Below are 17,510 nucleotides of genomic sequence, written 5' to 3'. Positions count from 1 at the left end.
GCTCCTACAGGTCACCGGCAAAGGCACGTTGGGATAGGGCTGCGAAGAGGGACTCACTCATCCCCAGATCATCTGCCAGTCGCTTACGGACCCGCGTAACGTTACCGAAAACCCTGTCAAATGCGATCAGGTCGTTCGGACGGGGTATTGGCAATTCGAGAGGTTTGAGGTCACCCTTGTTAAGCTGGGGAACGGTGCTGCCGTTGGAAAGTGTGGAGAGGTCCAATAGGTCAAACCAGACACGGAGGAATTGATACGAAATTGGCGACGCGACTTTAGGTGCTACAGCCATGAGGTTGGGGTCGAGGATGCAGTCCCGCCCAAGAACCCGCTTCTTGTTCGTGGCGATTGCCCCGCCACGTTTGGGAAACACGATGGCGTCTTTTGGTGCCCTAATTGCCGGTCCAGTCACTTGATCTTCGTCTATCCATTCCCGGGCGACCTGAACGATTTCTTCATTGCCTGACAGGTTCATGTCCCCGACCTTCAAGAGCAGCAACCCATGCTCCTGACCATCAAAAGTTGTTCCAACGGGCAACGAATTTCCGGCAAACAGATCACATATTTGGCCAAGCTCTTTCGTCGGTAGCAAGGGGTTCGGTTGCCCCGGTCGGCCAAACATCTCCAGAAACACCGACCGGAGAAAGTCATCTGCCAGGGCGAGGGCATGTTCGCGTTTGCGGCGGATGGCATCGGCCTTATCCAGTATCGCCGCGATCCGGCGTTGTTCAGTGTGTTCGATCAGTGGGAAGTCGATCTCTTCCAACTTTGCCTTATCGACGTGCGGGATGGTGGCCCCACGGCTCTGCGCTTCTTGGTTCAGTTTTGGGAAGAGCCCATCCAGCAGGCGGCCCAAGAAGCGGGGGTCCCAACGATCAGGTTCTTTCAGTCGCAACCTCGACACTGTGCTGCCGATTGCACCGGAAACACCGTAGCCTACCGTCCCGGCATTGGCCCCGTCCCATACGATGCAAAGATCGTTGCCGGTGACCACCACCGGCCTCGGATCGATAGCGAATTTGGTCGGGGTGACACCGCGAACTTCGTCGATCTGGATGTAGGGATGTGATCCAGGGACAAAGGTGTCCGAGGTGGCTGCGGCCTTCTTGCCTTTACGGATGTCGAAAACCTCACCGAGCTTCTTGGTCTTCGTCATACCAGCAGTTCCTCAAGCTCTGCCAAGTCCGACGCGATGTCATCGTTCAGCTTCTTCATCTGATCCAGGATCGCCGCCGGGGTGTCATATGTCTGGGTGACAAGGACCCGTTCCTTGTATTTCCCGAGCGACAAGTCGTAGTTCGAACCCCTGATCTCCTGGGCCGACACGAAGAAGGCTTTCTTCGTCCGGTCAGTATCGCTGCCCGCATCCCGGTTCCGCCATGCTGCCAAACACCCTGGCAGGTCGTTGGCGTCGATGAGGTCTCGCTTATCATCCAACGAGTAGCCGTCGGCCTGAACATCATAGAAAAACACGTCATCGGTCCGCCCACCCTTGGTGAACACCAGAATGCCGGTGCTGACCCCGGCATAGGGTTTGAACACGCCCGAGGGCAGCGAGATCACCGCCTCCAACTGGTTGTGATCAAGCAGCAGCTTGCGCAGGGTTACGTGGGCCGTCGAAGAGCCGAACAGTACACCATCTGGCACGATGGTCGCCGACCGGCCGCCGTTCTTCAGCATGCGCAAGATCAGGACGAGGAAAAGCAGCTCCGTCTTCTTCGTTTTTACCTGACGAAGCAGCGATGCATGAACATCTTCGAAATCGAGGCTGCCCTTGAAGGGCGGGTTCGCGAGGATGACGTTGAAGCCTTCGGCCGCGGTCGTCGGGAACTTATCGGTAAAGCCAGCGCTCAGCGTGTCTTGATAGTGGATGTCGGGATCATCGACCCCGTGCAGCATCAGGTTCATGGCCGCGATGCGTAGCATCGTGGCGTCGAAGTCGAAGCCGTGGAACATTCCGCTGCGAATATGCTCGCGATGCATTTCCAGCAGATCGCCTGTGTAGGTCCTTTCGGTTCTCCCCGTCTCGGGGTCGGTTTCTTCCAGAACGCCCTCGGCCGAGGTGTAGGTTTCGAGAAGATACTGCATCGCCTGGACAAGGAAGCCGCCGGTGCCGCAGGACGGATCGCCGATCACGTCGGTGGGCTTCGGCTCCAGCATGTCGACCATCAACCGGATGATGTGGCGCGGCGTCCGGAACTGACCGTTGATGCCGGCGGTGGTCAGCTTGCTGAGAAGGTACTCGTAGAGATCACCCTTCGCGTCTCCTTCGGTCAGCGGCAGCTGGTCGATCATGTTGACTGCCTTCACCAGAAGGCTCGGCTTCTGGATCATGAGCTGCGCGTCCTTCATGAATTCCGCGAAAGCGGAGCCACTTGTCGATGATTTCCTGAAATGCGGGAACACCTTGTCGCGCACGAGGGGCAGCATCGCGTCGGCGCCGAGATGGCGGAACTGCGACCAACGCAAGCTCTGCTCCTCATCGGAAAACCGCCGTTGAAACGACTTGCCCGTCCGCTTCAAGCGGTTCTCGTCGCGCGTTTCGTTGATGTCGAGCAGGCGCGCAAACATAAGGAACGTGACCTGCTCGATCACGGTCAACGGATTGGTGATGCCGCCCTGCCAGAACTCGGTCCAGAGGGCGTCCACCTTGCGCTTCAGATCACCAGTAATCATTTAGTGCTTCGTCCTTTCGGGGGATTCTTTTGTGCCCTCGCTGGCCGCTGGAGGCGGCGCGAAGACGCTCAGGATGTCGAGAAGATCGTCGATCTCCTCCGGTTTCTCAAAAACGCCATCCAGGCCGTCAGCGTCCACCACTGTGAACGGCTGCTCATAGAGGCGATCAAGCGTGACGGACCCGAAGCGCGCGATGTGATTTTGAAGCAGCCCAAGGAAGCGGGTCTGCTTCGCTGTAAGGCTGGGATGCCGACCCGCGAATTCCGCGAAACGTGCCGCCACTGCTTCCGGGTCCAGCCCGACAATCGACCGGATCGCGAAATCCAGCGGAAGAGCCGTGTCGGCGAAGAACTCTTCGAGCACATCCCGGCTCGCGTTCGGGCTTTGGATCAGGACCAGCGAAACAAGTGCCTGAATGTCGACATCTGAAACCGCTTCGCCCGCGCGAATCTTCTTGAGCGTCGGGTTCGTATCGAAGTGCCGCTTCAGTTCGGCCTCGACGATCTGCTGGTATGCCTTCATGTCGACGGTCTTCAGACTCGTCGCCCGGCGATTTGTCTGGAAGCCAGCCGTATCTTCCGTCACGTCGATGATCTTCGCCGGCAGCGGCATGGCGCCTTGGCGGTCTCGATGGTGCATGATTTCCCGTAGCGGTTTGCGAACCGACTCCAGATCGGCGACGGTTACGCCGTTCCAAAACTCGTCGGTTTTGACCCGCTTGATGACTTCAGCCTTCTCTCGCACCGGGTTGAGGTGCATCTGGAGCGCCGAGAGTCGATCGAGCAGATCGATTTTCAGATCGGCTACGTCTGCGGACTTTCGAAGCACTGCGATCTGGGCGCGCGCAATTAAGAGATCCAGCGCGTGGGCATCGCTCAATCCGCGAACGTCTCGCCATTGCATGAGGGGTGCGATGACTTGCCTGAGCATCGCAACGGTCGCGGGCGCAAAGGCTTTGAGCGTCGCCGGAACGGCCACCGCCCGCTTCTCGCGCCACTTTTCGCGCACCGAGACGGATTCCTCGGGCAGCGCTTCGATGTCTTTCGCGATGAGCTCTATCACCTCGTCGAAAATCGCGATTTCGCTCATCCGGAGCGCCGTCTCAGCGAGCAGCACGCGTTCTTCGAATACCAGTTGGAGCAAGGGCTTCGACTGGGTCGGCTCAGCCGGCCGGTAGCCCATTTCAAAGCGTTCGAAGTTCCCCCAGTGATCGAAAATGCGGAACATTTTCTTGTCCTTACCCGGGCCGAACAAATCGGGCTTCAGGCGCGTTCCACGCCCGATCATCTGCCAGAACTTGACAGGTGAACGGACCGGTTTGGCGAACACAAGGTTCAGGATTTCTGGGATGTCGATGCCGGTATCGAGCATATCGACTGAAATCGCGATCGTCAGTTCGGAGTTTGCGCCGTCGCCCTTGAAATCGTCTATGAGCTGCTCTGCGCGTGGATCATAATTGTCGATAACCTGACAGAAGCGACCGCCGTACTGCGGATACATCTCGTCGAACATCTGCCGCATGAGCACAGCATGTTGGTGGTTCCGCGCAAAGATGATGCTCTTGCCTGGAAGCTGCCCGGTGGCGTCGCGCAGCCCGTTCTCCATCAAGTTGCGAAGGATCGCGCGGTTGGTGTCCTTGTTGTAGATAATCTTGTCGATCTGCTCTGATGAGAAATCGTACTGCGCCGGGTCTTCGCCCTGTTCCTCAAGCTCCTGAATCTGCTGCTTGGTCAGGATGTCGAGCCTGATCCCTTCACGAAGGAATTGCGTCGTATGCTCGAAAACCTCAAACGGCGTCAGGAAACCGTCCTGAACCGCCTGTTCAAGATCGTAGTTCGCTGTCGGCAGCTGCCCTTCACACCCAAATAGGCTGAACGTGTTGCGCGAAACGAAATCGATCGGCGTCGCGGTCAAGCCGATCTGAAGGCAGTCGAAGTAGTGAAACATATCGCCGTATACATTGTAAATGCTTCGATGCGACTCATCGGCGATAATCAGGTCGAAGAACCCAACATCGAAAGACTGGTAGACCTTTTGCATTGCGGGATAGGTCGCAAGAAATATCCGTTCGCTCGCCGATTGATTCACGCGCGAGCTGACGATGCGAATGGGCTCAGACAGGAAATCGCCGAAAGCGTTTTTGGCCTGTTTGCGCAGTTCACGACGGTCGCAAAGGAACAAGACGCGCTTTACCCAGCCGGCGCGAATGAGCAATTCAGCGAGGGCTATTGCAACGCGGGTCTTGCCGGTGCCGGTCGCCTGCACGACGAGCGCCTTCCGATGGTTATCTGTAAACCGCTCAGAGACGCGCTTGATCGCCTCGATCTGATAAAGACGATTGACGATGGCGACATTAGGCTCAAGCGAGTTGAGCGGCTTCCTACCCGCCCGCTGAAAATTCACGAGGTACTGCAAGCTGTCCTTCGAATAGTAACCGAACACTTTTCGCGGCGGATAACCCAGGACGTCGTCCCACATCCAAATGTCGTAACCGTTGGTGTAGAAGATGAGGGGACGCTGCCCGTGCATCTTCTCAAGGCCGTCGGCATACAGTTTCGCCTGCTGCCGTCCCCGCTCCGGGTCCACAGCTGTCTTCTTGGCCTCGATGACCGCCAGAGGATTCCCGTTGTCATCCCAGAGCACATAGTCAGCATAGCCAAGGCCTGACGCAGTGGGCTGATGTTTGACCTCAACCTCCTTGCCAACCTCCGCCGTACTGGCGTTCCCAAGGCCAACGTTCCAGTTGGCTGTTGCGAGCAAGCTGTCGATGATACGGGCACGGGTCGTCGCCTCATTGAACGCCAGCAGGTTGGCCGTTGCCGCACCGGATGATGCCAGCGACTGAATCTCCTCAACCTTCTTTTCCGCTGTTACGGCGGCTTCGCGCGCGGCGTCCAGTTCTCGGAGAAGCGCCTCCATCTGTGCTTCTTGCGAGGCCAGCTTTTCTAGGACTTGGCGCTTCTCGCGCTTTAGCTGACCTTTGCTCTCATCGACAGCTTCCGCCATCGGTTGCACAAACGCTGGGATGGCCGCGGCATCGCCTTTGGCGAATTGCACGAAGAGCCACCGGCCTAGGTCAAACGCTTCTTGGATGAGCCAAAGTGCAGTTCGAACCGTCGCCGGCTCGCCGTGGGCGGCTTTGTTGCCGTGAATTCGAAGGGCGTGGAGCTTGTCGAGGACCACCTTCGGCGTGATCGCGATGAAGGCGTCACTCTTCAAGAGATCGACAAACGTCGGCTGATCCGGCTTTGGCAGCCGAAGCTCACGATAGATGTCCTTCGTCAGATTCTCGCCGAAGAGCCGAAGCTTGACGAGCGCGCTCGCCGGATCTGCGTGCGCATAGGCCTCCGCAAAACCGCCAAGGCCCGCAAGTTCGGGCCACCCGTCACGAAGGATCTCGAAATTGATCGACTTCATGCCATCGCCTCCGCAAGCGCCGCGTCGAAGGCAGCGCGATTTGAAACCACGACCGGGATTTCGTGCGGGTTGTCCAACTTGTCGGCGATGTCCAAACGGAGGCGCTTCTGAAAATAGTAGAGCATCGCCTTGCGAACCATTACTTCGGCGCGCCCGTTCTTCATCTCGTAGTCTTGAGCGATAATCGACTGCTGGCTCTCGCTAAGAGCTGGATTCGGCGCGAGTGCGACGGCAAATCGATCATGCCAAAGCATGTCATCGCTCGCGGATGCGCCCGGCAATCCATGCTTCTGGGTTTTTATGCATCGCGACAGGATGAAGTCCTTGAACTTGTGATCGACGTGACAAAATGCACGAACATGCCAGCGCAGTCCGTCATTGCCGAGAGCATGGGGTGTAACTGGTCTCCACTCCGGGGCAGGTCTCTTGGCGCTCATAGACTGATAGAAGACTTCGATGGACCGGCCGTCCCTCACAGCCTTGAGGACGTCACGGAGGACCTCAGCGTCCACGCGCCGGTGCGGGATCGGCAAAGCATCATGTTCGGGTGCAGAAGCAAGCCATACATCGGTAGCGCCTGCTGTTCCTCCGTTCGCTTCGCGCAGATGAGCGAGGTACGTGGATGCAGAGGGCTGCATGAAGACGGGCTTAAAATCGTCGGCCGCTTTGTAGAGCTTCGCGCTCTTGTCGTAGATCAGATTTCCTGGCGCCTTTTCCTCATAGAGCGTCAGATCCTTGGATGCTTGGGGCACGGACACGCTGAACTGGTCGACGATGTCGGCACGGTTGATCCCGCCCTCCCAAAAGAGGCGGAATTCTATGAACTCCAGCCGTTTTTCGACACCCCAGCGCATGGCAGGTCCTCGTTGAGCAGGTAGGACAAGAGCGTCAACCCGATTCGTTTGATGATGGATATATAAACTATACTCATCCGCGCAATCAACCCCTTTCCGTGTTGCCTTGTTGGGGCAAGTTCACGCAATGGCGCGAGTCGAGAATCGGCGGCGCTGCTCGTCCCACTCTACCGGAAACGGCTCAAGCACCGGGGCCAGCGTCACCCCCGGGCCCTGACTCCCATCCAGGATCGCCTCGACGATATTAGGTGCTAGCAGCGTGACGCGTAAGATGCGGGTCATGTACGAGGGTGCGATCTCCTCACGTTCGGCCAGTTCGGCGACGGTGGCGAACTCGCCCGACTCCAACATCCTCTTCCAGCGGAAGGCGCGGGCCACTGCTTTGACCAACGAGTTGTCGGTCTTGCGCTGCTGGGCGCTGCCTTCAGGCATTTGCATTTCCTTGCGCCCGCCGCGCTTCACGATGCGAAACGGAACGTGGAGCGTCATGGTTTCGGGGATCGGCGTCCCGCGTTTCATGCGGCTGCCCCCATTTCTCCAGCGAACATCTCTCGCGCGAGGCCACCAAGACCATCGACGCGGAGGCGAATGTTCAAGCTGTCCTTGCCGATATCCACCCCCTCGACCAGCATCGTCACGATGCGCGCCTGCTCGGCGGGGAACAGTTCGTCCCATAGCGGGTCAAGCCGGGCCAGGGCTGCGCAGGTCTCTGCCTCGTTGATCCCTGCATCTTTCACTTGGGCCGCCTTCCATAGGACTTCCAGCGTCAGGTGACGCGGCTGACGTCCTTCGAGGATCGACTCAACCAGGTCTGGGGACAGATGCGACAAGCGCATCGTCCTCGTGAGGTATGGTGCAGCGATCCCCTCTCGCTCGGCCAGTTCGGCGATGGTGGCGAACTCACCCGACTCGAGCATCCGCTTCCAGCGGAACGCGCGGGCCAGCGCCTTGACCAGCGTGCTGTCCGGCGTGCGCTCTGGTCGGACATGGTCGGGCATCTGCATCTCCTTCCGCCCGCCGCGTTTCACGATGGAGAAGGGGATATGGATGGTAACGGTGTCCGATTGCCCGCCGCGGGTGGCACTGCAGCTCATTCCTGCCCCCCGGTGTTTTTCTGCTTCCTGCCTGTTCCTTCTGTGGTGTTTTTTGCGCGGATACCGCGGGGAGGATGAGTTCGGTTTCGGTTTCAAGTTGATGAGTTTATTGGGCATAGCGTGCCGAGGTTGATTTAGGCCACCAAAGGTTAGGACTTGATGAAGTTTGCGCACGTTCATGCCGCTTCTCCCACCTTTGTGAGCAGTTCGCTTGCAAGCCCCGTCAGGCCATCCAGGCGCAGCCGAACGTTCAGCCCATCCACGCCAATGTCGACCCGTTCCAGGAGCAGCGCCACGATACGCGCCTGTTCTGCCGGGAAGAGTTCGTCCCACATGGGATCAAGCTGCTTAAGGGCTGTTCGGGCGTCCGCCTCGCTGATGTCTGCGGAAAGCGCGCTGGCGGCCTTCCACGTTCCGGCGATGATCTCCGGCTGCCGGAAGACCAAGCGGAGCTGGTCAATGACGGCCGCCTCGATCTCCCCGGCTGACACCCGCCCGATTGGGCAGGCGCGTTTACCGAACTTCAAGATACTCTGGCTAACGTAGTAGCGGTACAGTCTCCCGTGTTTGCGAGTGTGTGTCGGGGAGAAAGCTGCGCCGTCTGGGCCGAAGATCAGGCCTTTAAGCAGTGCAGGCGTCTGCGCCGTCGTGCTTGCTCCCCTTGCACGAGGGCTCACCGTCAGCATCAGATGGACTTTGTCCCAGACATCGCGATCGATGATCGCCGCGTGCTCGCCAGGATAGCTGGTTCCCTTGTGAACAGCCTCGCCAATGTAAACCCGGTTGTTCAGCATCCGATAGACGAACTTCTTGTCGATGCGGTGGCCCCGGCTGGTGGTCACATCCCGCTCGGCTAGCTCGCGCGCCAACAGTGTGCCGGAACCGATCTCGATGAAGCGGGCGAAGACCCAGCGCACATGCGCGGCGGCGTCCTCATCAACCAGCAACTTCCGGTTTTCCACCCGGTAGCCGTAGGGCGGTACGCCACCCATCCACATGCCCTTCTTGCGGCTGGCGGCGACCTTGTCGCGAATGCGCTCGGCAGTGACCTCGCGCTCGAACTGGGCGAAGGACAGGAGAACGTTTAGCGTCAACCGCCCCATAGAGGTGGTCGTGTTGAACGACTGCGTGACTGAGACGAAGGTCACGCCGTTCCGGTCGAACACCTCCACCAGCTTTGCGAAATCCGCCAGCGAGCGGCTGAGGCGGTCGATCTTGTAGACCACGACGACATCGACCAGCCCGTCCTCGATATCTGCCATCAACCGCTTCAGGCCGGGACGTTCCAGCGTGCCGCCCGAAATGCCGCCGTCGTCATACTGATCGCGGACCAGCACCCAGCCCTCTGACCGCTGGCTGGCGACGAACGCCTCGCACGCTTCGCGCTGGGCATGCAGGCTGTTGAACTCCTGCTCCAGCCCTTCCTCGGAGGATTTCCGGGTGTAGACGGCGCAGCGGAGCTTGCGGACGACAGGCTTGCTCTGCGCGTTCATGTCCGCCCCCTGTGGTTCTTGAGCCCGAAGAAGGTCCACCCGTTCCAGCGCGTGCCGGTGATGGCGCGCGCGATAGCCGACAGGGACTTGTAGGGTCGTCCCTGCCATTCGAAGCCGTCCTTGGTCACGGTGACCACCTGCTCCACACCCTGCCACTCCCGAAGGAGCCGCGTGCCGGTGATTGGGCGATCCCGATCGAGGCGCATGCTGCGCTTTTTCTTGTCACCGCCGTCGAGTTCCTCACCAAGTTGCTCCAGCCGCCGGACGGTCTCGGGCTTCAGCCCTCCGTACGCCAGCTCCTGGATGCGGTAGGCCAGCCTGGACTCCAGGTAGCGCCGGTTGAAGGGTGGTGGCTCTCTGTCTAAGAGGTCGCGCCACTGCTGCTTCAAGTCAGCTGTCGTGGCGGTCTTCAGAGCGGCCAGGCGCGCGGGAATGGGGTCATGTGTGGTCATGCGGGTCTCCGTTCATAACGGGTTGCATGACCGCTCTGGTCGGGCGGGAAGTGTAGCGAACTTTCTCCGGGGCGGTGTGATAGTTCGGTTGACTGTCGCTGCAGGAGGCGAACCAGGCCTAGGCCGAGGATACGGCACAACTCGGCGCGGCGTTCGGTGGGGGTCATGTGGAACGGGGAGAGCGGGTTCATTCGCTATCCTCCGGTCGGCGGGCGGAGCGAAGCCCGATGCCGTGCCAGCCTCGATCGCGACCGACCTTCCCATCACCGAAGCCGCGGGAGCGGAGTTGCTCCCCGAGATACCGGATAGACTTCGGATCAATCCCGGCGTCCTGCGCCCAGCTCGACCAGGATGCGAACAGGGCCCTAGACGTCGCCCTGCGAGCCGCCCCAACGTCGCAGCCCACTTCAATCCACTGTCCGAAGCGATCCTCGGTGGAGAAGTACTCCTCCACCGCCGAGCTGACACAAGTCGGAGGGCACAACCCGCCGAGCCGTTGCAGATCGTTGCAGCCTGCCAGCATCCACCCAAGGATGCCGTTGGCTTCCAGCTTGAGCTTATCCGCCAGGCCCGGGTCGCGCTGATCTTCCGGGATGGTCACATTGAAGGGGATGAGGTGGAGGCGCCGCCGCATCGCCTCGCCGACCTCGCCGAGCGCAGGGCGGTGGTTCGTTCCGACCAGGAGCTTGAACTGCGGGGTGAATTCGAAGTGGTCCTTGTACATGAAGTTTGCGCGGAGTGTTTCACCGCCGGTCACCATCTTGATCCGCGCTTCCGCCCATTGCGCGTCAGCTTCGGTTTCAGACATCAGCACCAGACGCGCCCCCCGTAGCCCGGCGATTTCTGACAGATGCCGGGTGCCGCCGCGGCTGACGAACGTGTCGCTGGCGGCCGTGGCGGCATAGTCACCGAGGACATACGCAAGGGTCTGCAGGAAGACCGACTTGCCGTTCGCCCCCAGCCCGTGAAGCAGGAAGAAGGCCTGCTCTTTCGTCTGACCGGTCAGGCAATAGCCGGCGACCCGCGCCAGGTACGCCATCAACTCTTCATCGCACCCGGTAATGGTTTGAAGGAATTTCATCCATGTTGCGCATTCTCCGCCCGGGCTCGCGCGGGTGATCTGCGTCAGAAGCAAGCGGCGTTCGTGCGGACCAACCGCGCCAGTATCGAGGTCGACAACACCCTCGGGAGTGTTCAGCAGCATGACGTGTTGATCGAGCTGATCGACTTCAGTCGCGATGGAAGGGTCGGCACCAGCAAGCTTTGCGACCGCCAGGATCGTCTTCGCACTGGCTAGGCGTCGCTGGTCTGCAGGCTTGTTGTTCTTGCTTGCCGAGGTCCGACAAACAAGCCGAACGGCCTGGACTACCGCCCCGACAGCGTCGCGCTTCCAGACTTTGCCCGTCCAGCGGTACCATTGCCCCCAGACCGCAACGTAGATCCAATCCCGGCCACACTCGCGAACAAACAACTGGACGAGCGCGTCGTCACTAAACTCAGGCGCCGCATCCTCTTGGTCCTCAGCCTCTTGGCCAGGCATCGGGCCGTGTTTTTCGCAATCGACGCGAAGGAGCGCTTTGAACTCGCGGAGCAGCCGCTCTTCCGGCCACGGCGGCTGGATCGTGGCGGCGTTCTGCTGCTGAACAGCAATCCAGGCTTCTTCGAGCGTTGCGCGCCCCCTCCTGACCATCCGGAGCCAGTGGCCGATGATCTTGGACAAGGTCAAATAGCGGGTCTCGCCGTCCTTCCCATCCTCACGGATAAAGGAGGTCATCAGTTCCTCTGCTGACCGGCTCTGCCGCTTCGCGTTGTTGTAGTCGTGCTTGGCATTCGCCGTTGCCATGGGCGGCATCGCTTCAACGGCGGCGGCCAGATCAGCCAAGTGGTATTCGACTTGCTCGTGGCTCAGCAGACGAACCGAGGCCAGAACGCCGTGCTTGCCATGGATCGTGCCCGCTACCCGGATCGGCTGGGTGACATTGTCAAAGCTGTCATCTCCCCCGACCTTGCTGGCCATCAGGGACCGAAGGTGGACGGCAAGTTTCAGGTCGGCGCCTTCCGCCGCTTCGCTGAGGCGCCAGTACACGTGAAACTTGGTGTTCCCTTCTTCGGTAATGCCACCTGAGGCAACGATCATCGTGGGCGTCCCGAGATAGCGGATGAGGTGATCGCGCTTGGCGTCAGTGTCACCGTTGTCGATATCGATCACCAGGACGCCCGTAGTGACGATGTCCTCCTCTTTCGCGCGCCTAGGCTGGGCAACCGTGCACGGCACGACATAAATGGCTTCCTGCCTTGCCGCGGCCTGCGGTGCGATCCTCCCAATTCTCGTCGCGATGTCATGGGGCCGAAGGTACTCGGGCGTCACCTTGGAGTTGGACGTCCCCTTTTCACCGATCAGGCGGAGAGGAACGTAGCCGTCGAGATACCCGAACAGAACCTCGCAGTAGGTGTTGATGGCGTCAAAGTCGATCTGGGGAAGCTCGTCCATCACTGCGATCCCCCGCCCCGGCGCATACGGGCCTCGAACTCCTCGATGTCCTCCAGACGGTAGAAGATGGATCCGCCGATCCGCATGAAGGTCGGCCCGTAGCCTTTGGCCCGCCAGCGCTGAAGCGTGCGGACGGCCTTGCCGTACCTGAAGGCCAGATCTGCCTCCGCGATAAACTGCCGATCTTCATCAAGGCGCATGGACGATCTCCACCACAAGACTGGCGAGATAATCCCACGAAAACAGAAGTTTAGTCAGGCATGACGAGATGACGTGGTCTGACTTACTTCATGACACTCGTCATTCCTGTTCCCTCTGGAAATGCGCACGCATGAACTCGCATCATGACATTTCGGCTCTGCCATCATGACATTTGACGGGAAATGACCTCGACTGCGGCCGGGACTTACTACGTGATTACCCGAATCGTAGGGTCGAGGCGGTAGCCTTTCGGACCGTGGCTCTGGATAAGGAGCGGCTCGGCCGGAGGAATACCCTCCATCGCAAGATAGAACTCGGCCAATTCCTCGCGACATCGCCGAATGTTCTTTGTAACCGCCGAGACACTCATCTTCTTCGTGGTCGTTATGTTCTTCGCCAACGTGTACCGGCAGCCATCAATCGGACGACCTAAGTTCCGATCCTCATCGAAGACGGGCTTTAGGGCATGCGCGACGGACGCGGGTTCTCCGCTGACCATGCCGAGGTCCTGGACATCCAGATGATCAACGGAGCGCCGTTGTCCTTCGGTCTGGTAGAAGCGTACCTGCAATGGAAAGCGAACCGCTGGACCATGGATCGAGGCCGCTGTGCCTTGTTCCAAGCCAGCTTCGACCGAAGGGTTCAGTTCGATTGCAGTATCTCCTGTGTCGTCAGCGCTGAGCGTGGCAAGCAAGGCTGAAACCGGCACTTCGCCCCTTGCCAACGTTCCAGCATGATACCTGAGCGCATTCTCGATCGCGATGAGAGCCGTCTTGCCATGCTTGGTCTGCAATTCTGCTATTCGAGACCTCGCCTCGTCTCTGGGAAGATCAGGAAGCCCGCGGACCAAGCGTGACATCTGTAGGCCGAACTCATTCGCCAGTTTGTCGGGTGTCATCTGGGCCATGCGGCGCGCGTGGCGTGTCCACTCGATCGCGACCTGCCTTGATCGCCCATTCCCTCGTGCGCCAACGAACACATCGGTGGAATAATGCACGTCCTGCTCGAACGCCTCCATGCCAGTCGCGAAAACAGCAAATCTTCGGTCAAGACACTGCGTGCAGTCACCACAGTGGCTTACCTCGGCGCTTTGGGTGTGCAGGTTCGTGCAGCTGACGGTGTGCTTGATCTGATCTTCAGCACCGTGGGCTCGGATGACTTCCAGGACCTCCGCCTTGGTTTTCCAGATGAAGGGATTCCGTATCGCAATTCTGCTGCCGCCCAGGGCACCAAGGAGCCGTTCAAGAAGAACGAGGCTAAGTGGATGGGTCGTGCGCGTTGCTGACGTCCCTACCACCGACCCGGAGATCGGCAGGTTCTGACTGATCACGCCATTCTCGTAAAAGCTGATCGTGGAAATCTGCAGTGCCCGAGCCACGGCGTAACCCAGACTCGTGAAGAGAAGAGATCGTGATCGCTGCGTTCGTTCTGTCGCGACGGTTGCCTTCCTTCGGGCGGTAATCTGCACGTGAAGTACCCGTTTTGGAAAACGCTCCTTCAAGTAGTCAGCCAATTTGGTCTGGCGTGTGATCGCCTTTTGTGAGGAGCGATGGGTCAGCAGGACAACGTTTCCGGTTCCAGTGGCGAGCGACTGCAATGCTCCCGCAAAGCTATCCAAACCCCCACTGAAGAGTATGACTTCGTCGAACGTCCGTTCGTCTTCGCGCGCGGCGAAGTTGAAGTACTGCTGAGTGGGCTTGCCAGGAGGAAGGTCCTCAAACTCGAACTGGAAAGTGTCCTCCGTTAGAAACCCGGCAGCGTCAACCAGCGCCTCCCGAACGTCCTGCCGTGCCCAGAGTTGAGGGTCTGAGACCTTGACCTTTGCTGAAAAACCCCGGCGCCAGGCCGCCCCCATGTCCGATCGAGCGTCGCCCCCACGGCTAACGGAACAGTCTGCGTGGAAGACTGCACAGGCAATCCGCATGAGGTCGTTACAGGTCTCTGGCAGAGGCATCAGGTTGCGGGCAAACACATCACCTGCCGCGAGGTTGAATGTTTGGCTGGACCCGCCAAAGATCAGGTTAAGGCGCTTGTCGGTACGATCGGCGACGCAGGTGATTTGTGCCTCAATCATCTGCGTCTCGCTTCCTGCGAAGTTCCTCGCCGATCTTCTTGAACGCAACGTGGCCAAATGCGGCGACGCGATCGGCCGGAACTGTTCCCGTGCCGGCTATCACCTTTCCATACCAGCCTCGCGAGAACTCCTTGATGATACGCGTTGACTCGAAAACATACTGGGTCATCGCCGCGTCGAATGCACCACGGTCTCCCAACGAACGGAACCGGCTGTCGGGGCCGGTGTGAATAGGAAGGACGCGGTCCAGCCAGTATCTAAGCGTCCCATCCAGCAGCTTTCTGAAGAAGAGACGCGACAGCTTCTCAAAGCCTTCTGGATTGGAAAACTTCCTGATTCCAGTCTGAATGATTTCGGGATTAGGATCTAACAAACCGGGCAATGCCGCAGTGAACGCTTCACCTAAGGTAGACGCCATAGCTCGTGCCGAAAGCTCGGAGAAATCGTCAGCCGATCGAGATTTGGCTTGGACCTCTTCCAGTCTCATGGTTGCGGCCACCACGACATCGATGATTGAGGGCGCCGGGCCGGCATCCAGGCCGCCAAGCCTCAAGGCGGCTGCGAAGTTGTCGGCCTGTGCCGAGAGTGGAATTTGGCAGAGCAGTCGAATTGCTTCGACGAATACAGGGTTTCGGGCCGCTTCCGCCAAGTCCCCTTCGGACGCGACCGCGGCCGCAGAGACCACCTCATCCGCCTCCGCGCCCTGGGTCAGAAGCGCAACAACTTCACGCCATTTGCGTGTTCCAGGTAACCGAACAAGATGGGTATGGCCCACGAAGCACCGCTGTTGGAACCCCTAAGTGGCAGTTCAACCTTGGCGGGAATTGTCTGTCAATGCAGTTGGAAGGGACACATGGGACAGATTGGACAGAGGATTTACAAACTTCCTCAACACGCGCGCACATGAAGGAAGCTTCTATTTGGTCCGTCCAATGTGTCCCATCTGTCCCGCGAGAGGCCCCTCCCGTCGGTTTCGCGAGTAGACGGAGAACCGGATGATGTTGCCTTCGATCATCGGCGCAGAGGTCATCGGCGCTGGAGGTCCGAACAGTGCGGGTGCCCCGCTGTTCTGATGGACAACGGCTGCAGCCTTCATGACGGCGACTGCACTTTCGTGCATCCCCGACGAGGATAAGCACGCGGCGATTTCATTCAGCGTTGGAACGACCCAGTCGTTTGTGGACGGAGAGATCATGGAAGAGTGCCTCGCTTCAGTCTGGAAACCGTAGCCTTTCGTTGGTTACCTCCCGGTTAAGCTGAGCATCTGCCTACACCGCAGGGGCGGGGAATGTCGCAACATGGCGCGCCTCGTCGTGAAACGTCATTTAATTACATAATTACAATGCTTTAGCCTTCTGCTATACTGCCCGCATGAGCCCCAGAGACGCCGCTTGTTGCGGACCGGGGGGTGGGAGGCACGGATGGACGGCACGCTGTCAATCGACTACCGCCCGATCGAGGCGCTGATCCCCTATGCCCGGAATGCCCGGACGCATTCGGAGGCGCAGGTTGCGCTGATCGCAGGATCGATCCGGGAGTATGGATTCACCAGCCCTGTGCTGGTCGACGGCGAGAACGGCGTCATCGCGGGCCACGGCAGGGTGATGGCGGCGCGCAAGCTCGGCCTTGCGAAGGTGCCGGTGATCGAACTCGCGCATCTGACTGAGGCGCAGAAGCGGGCCTACATCCTGGCGGACAACAAGCTGGCGGAGCAGGCGGGGTGGGACAAGGCGCTCCTCGCTTTGGAGCTTGGCGACCTGCAGGACATGGCAGTCGATCTGACCAGCCTGGGCTTCGACGCTGCGGAGCTGGACGCGCTCCTGCGGTCAGGCGAGACGGACGAGCGGGAAGACGACATCCCTCCGGTGCCAGTGGTTCCGGTGTCTCAGCCCGGCGACCTCTGGCTGCTCGGCACCCACCGGCTGATCTGCGGCGATGCGACGGACGCGGCCACGGTCGCAAGGGTGCTGAACGGCGTGCGTCCGCACCTGATGGTGACCGATCCCCCCTATGGCGTCGCTTACGACCCGAACTGGCGCAACGAGGCGGGGGCAGCCAGGACCAGGCGCACCGGCAAGGTCCTGAACGACCATCGGGCAGATTGGCGCGAGGCCTGGGCGCTCTTTCCGGGCGACGTGGCCTACGTCTGGCACGGCGCGCTGCATGCGACGACCGTGGCCGAGAGCCTCACTGCCTGCGGCTTTGCCATCCGCAGCCAGATCATCTGGGCCAAGGAACGACTGGTCCTCTCCCGCGGGGACTACCACTGGCAGCACGAACCGGCCTGGTACGCGGTGCGCGAGAAGGCGACAGGCCACTGGTCCGGGGATCGCAAGCAGACCACGCTGTGGAGTATCCCCAGCCGCGACCAGGATGCCGCCACTGTTCATGGCACGCAGAAGCCGGTCGAATGCATGCGCCGGCCGATGCTGAACAACTCCAGCCCGGGCCAGGCGATCTATGAGCCGTTCTCGGGATCGGGGACCTCGATCATCGCAGCCGAGAGCTGCGGGCGGCATTGCCATGCGGTCGAACTTGATCCGGCATACGTCGACGTCGCAGTTGAGCGTTGGCAGGCCTTCACGGGGAGGGAGGCGGTGCTGGACGGCGATGGCCGCAGCTTCGCCGCAGTGCGGGCGGAACGGCTCAGTGCCGAGGTGACGGCATGAGCGGCGTAGCAATGACCCTCGGGGGGAGGGTCAATCTCTGGGCCATTCGGGCTGGGGACCGGCATGGGGCTCCGCTTACCACAACCGCG

Annotated in this window: 13 protein-coding genes; 1 reads left to right on the top strand and 12 read right to left on the bottom strand. The window is 59.9% G+C overall.

What is annotated here, in order from left to right; genetic code table 11:
* Positions 1–4: 4 nt before the first annotated feature.
* The 12 genes from CXR42_RS05315 to CXR42_RS05250 form a co-directional block, all read right to left on the bottom strand.
* Entirely contained in the window at positions 5–1,156 is a 1,152-nt protein-coding gene (locus tag CXR42_RS05315) for a restriction endonuclease subunit S (RefSeq protein ID WP_103256415.1), read from the bottom strand.
* Positions 1,153–2,676 (bottom strand): type I restriction-modification system subunit M, encoded by a 1,524-nt coding sequence (locus tag CXR42_RS05310; RefSeq protein ID WP_103256414.1) that lies wholly within the window; start codon positions 2,674–2,676, stop codon positions 1,153–1,155. The genes CXR42_RS05315 and CXR42_RS05310 overlap by 4 nt, the downstream gene beginning before the upstream one ends.
* On the bottom strand, positions 2,677–6,093 hold the full coding sequence (locus CXR42_RS05305; protein WP_103256413.1) for a DEAD/DEAH box helicase family protein: 3,417 nt from the start codon (positions 6,091–6,093) through the stop codon (positions 2,677–2,679). It lies immediately after the preceding gene.
* The gene (locus CXR42_RS05300; RefSeq protein ID WP_103256412.1) at positions 6,090–6,947 is read right to left on the bottom strand and encodes a BrxR family helix-turn-helix transcriptional regulator; all 858 of its coding nucleotides are present in this window, start codon (positions 6,945–6,947) and stop codon (positions 6,090–6,092) included. The genes CXR42_RS05305 and CXR42_RS05300 overlap by 4 nt, the downstream gene beginning before the upstream one ends.
* A gap of 120 nt (positions 6,948–7,067) precedes the next feature.
* Complete coding sequence (locus CXR42_RS05295) at positions 7,068–7,379, bottom strand: hypothetical protein (protein WP_425444840.1); 312 nt, start codon at positions 7,377–7,379, stop codon at positions 7,068–7,070.
* Positions 7,380–7,462: 83 nt separating this feature from the next.
* Positions 7,463–7,945, bottom strand: coding sequence for a hypothetical protein (locus CXR42_RS19955; protein ID WP_425444839.1), 483 nt, complete (start codon positions 7,943–7,945; stop codon positions 7,463–7,465).
* Between the two features lie 272 nt (positions 7,946–8,217).
* A complete protein-coding gene (locus CXR42_RS05280) occupies positions 8,218–9,534 on the bottom strand; it encodes a recombinase family protein (RefSeq protein WP_103256410.1) in 1,317 nt (438 codons plus the stop codon).
* The gene (locus CXR42_RS05275) at positions 9,531–9,986 is read right to left on the bottom strand and encodes a DUF2924 domain-containing protein (RefSeq protein WP_103256409.1); all 456 of its coding nucleotides are present in this window, start codon (positions 9,984–9,986) and stop codon (positions 9,531–9,533) included. The genes CXR42_RS05280 and CXR42_RS05275 overlap by 4 nt, the downstream gene beginning before the upstream one ends.
* Before the next feature lie 187 nt (positions 9,987–10,173).
* Positions 10,174–12,477: a phage/plasmid primase, P4 family gene (locus CXR42_RS05265; RefSeq protein ID WP_103256407.1), complete on the bottom strand. Its 2,304-nt coding sequence runs from the start codon at positions 12,475–12,477 to the stop codon at positions 10,174–10,176.
* Complete coding sequence (locus CXR42_RS05260; protein ID WP_103256406.1) at positions 12,477–12,677, bottom strand: helix-turn-helix transcriptional regulator; 201 nt, start codon at positions 12,675–12,677, stop codon at positions 12,477–12,479. Before CXR42_RS05260 ends, CXR42_RS05265 begins: the two co-directional genes overlap by 1 nt.
* A 209-nt stretch (positions 12,678–12,886) precedes the next feature.
* A complete protein-coding gene (locus CXR42_RS05255; RefSeq protein ID WP_103256405.1) occupies positions 12,887–14,752 on the bottom strand; it encodes a 7-cyano-7-deazaguanine synthase in 1,866 nt (621 codons plus the stop codon).
* Positions 14,745–15,527 carry a hypothetical protein gene (locus CXR42_RS05250; protein WP_146038002.1) on the bottom strand — a complete coding sequence of 261 codons (783 nt, stop codon included), beginning with the start codon at positions 15,525–15,527 and terminating at the stop codon, positions 14,745–14,747. Before CXR42_RS05250 ends, CXR42_RS05255 begins: the two co-directional genes overlap by 8 nt.
* Positions 15,528–16,173: 646 nt before the next feature.
* On the opposite strand from CXR42_RS05250, the gene CXR42_RS05245 reads away from it, so the two are divergent.
* Positions 16,174–17,421 (top strand): site-specific DNA-methyltransferase, encoded by a 1,248-nt coding sequence (locus tag CXR42_RS05245; RefSeq protein WP_103256403.1) that lies wholly within the window; start codon positions 16,174–16,176, stop codon positions 17,419–17,421.
* Positions 17,422–17,510 lie beyond the last annotated feature (89 nt).

Source organism: Tabrizicola aquatica (genome assembly GCF_002900975.1).
Taxonomy (GTDB): domain Bacteria; phylum Pseudomonadota; class Alphaproteobacteria; order Rhodobacterales; family Rhodobacteraceae; genus Tabrizicola; species Tabrizicola aquatica.
This window is presented reverse-complemented; position numbering and strand designations above follow the sequence as displayed.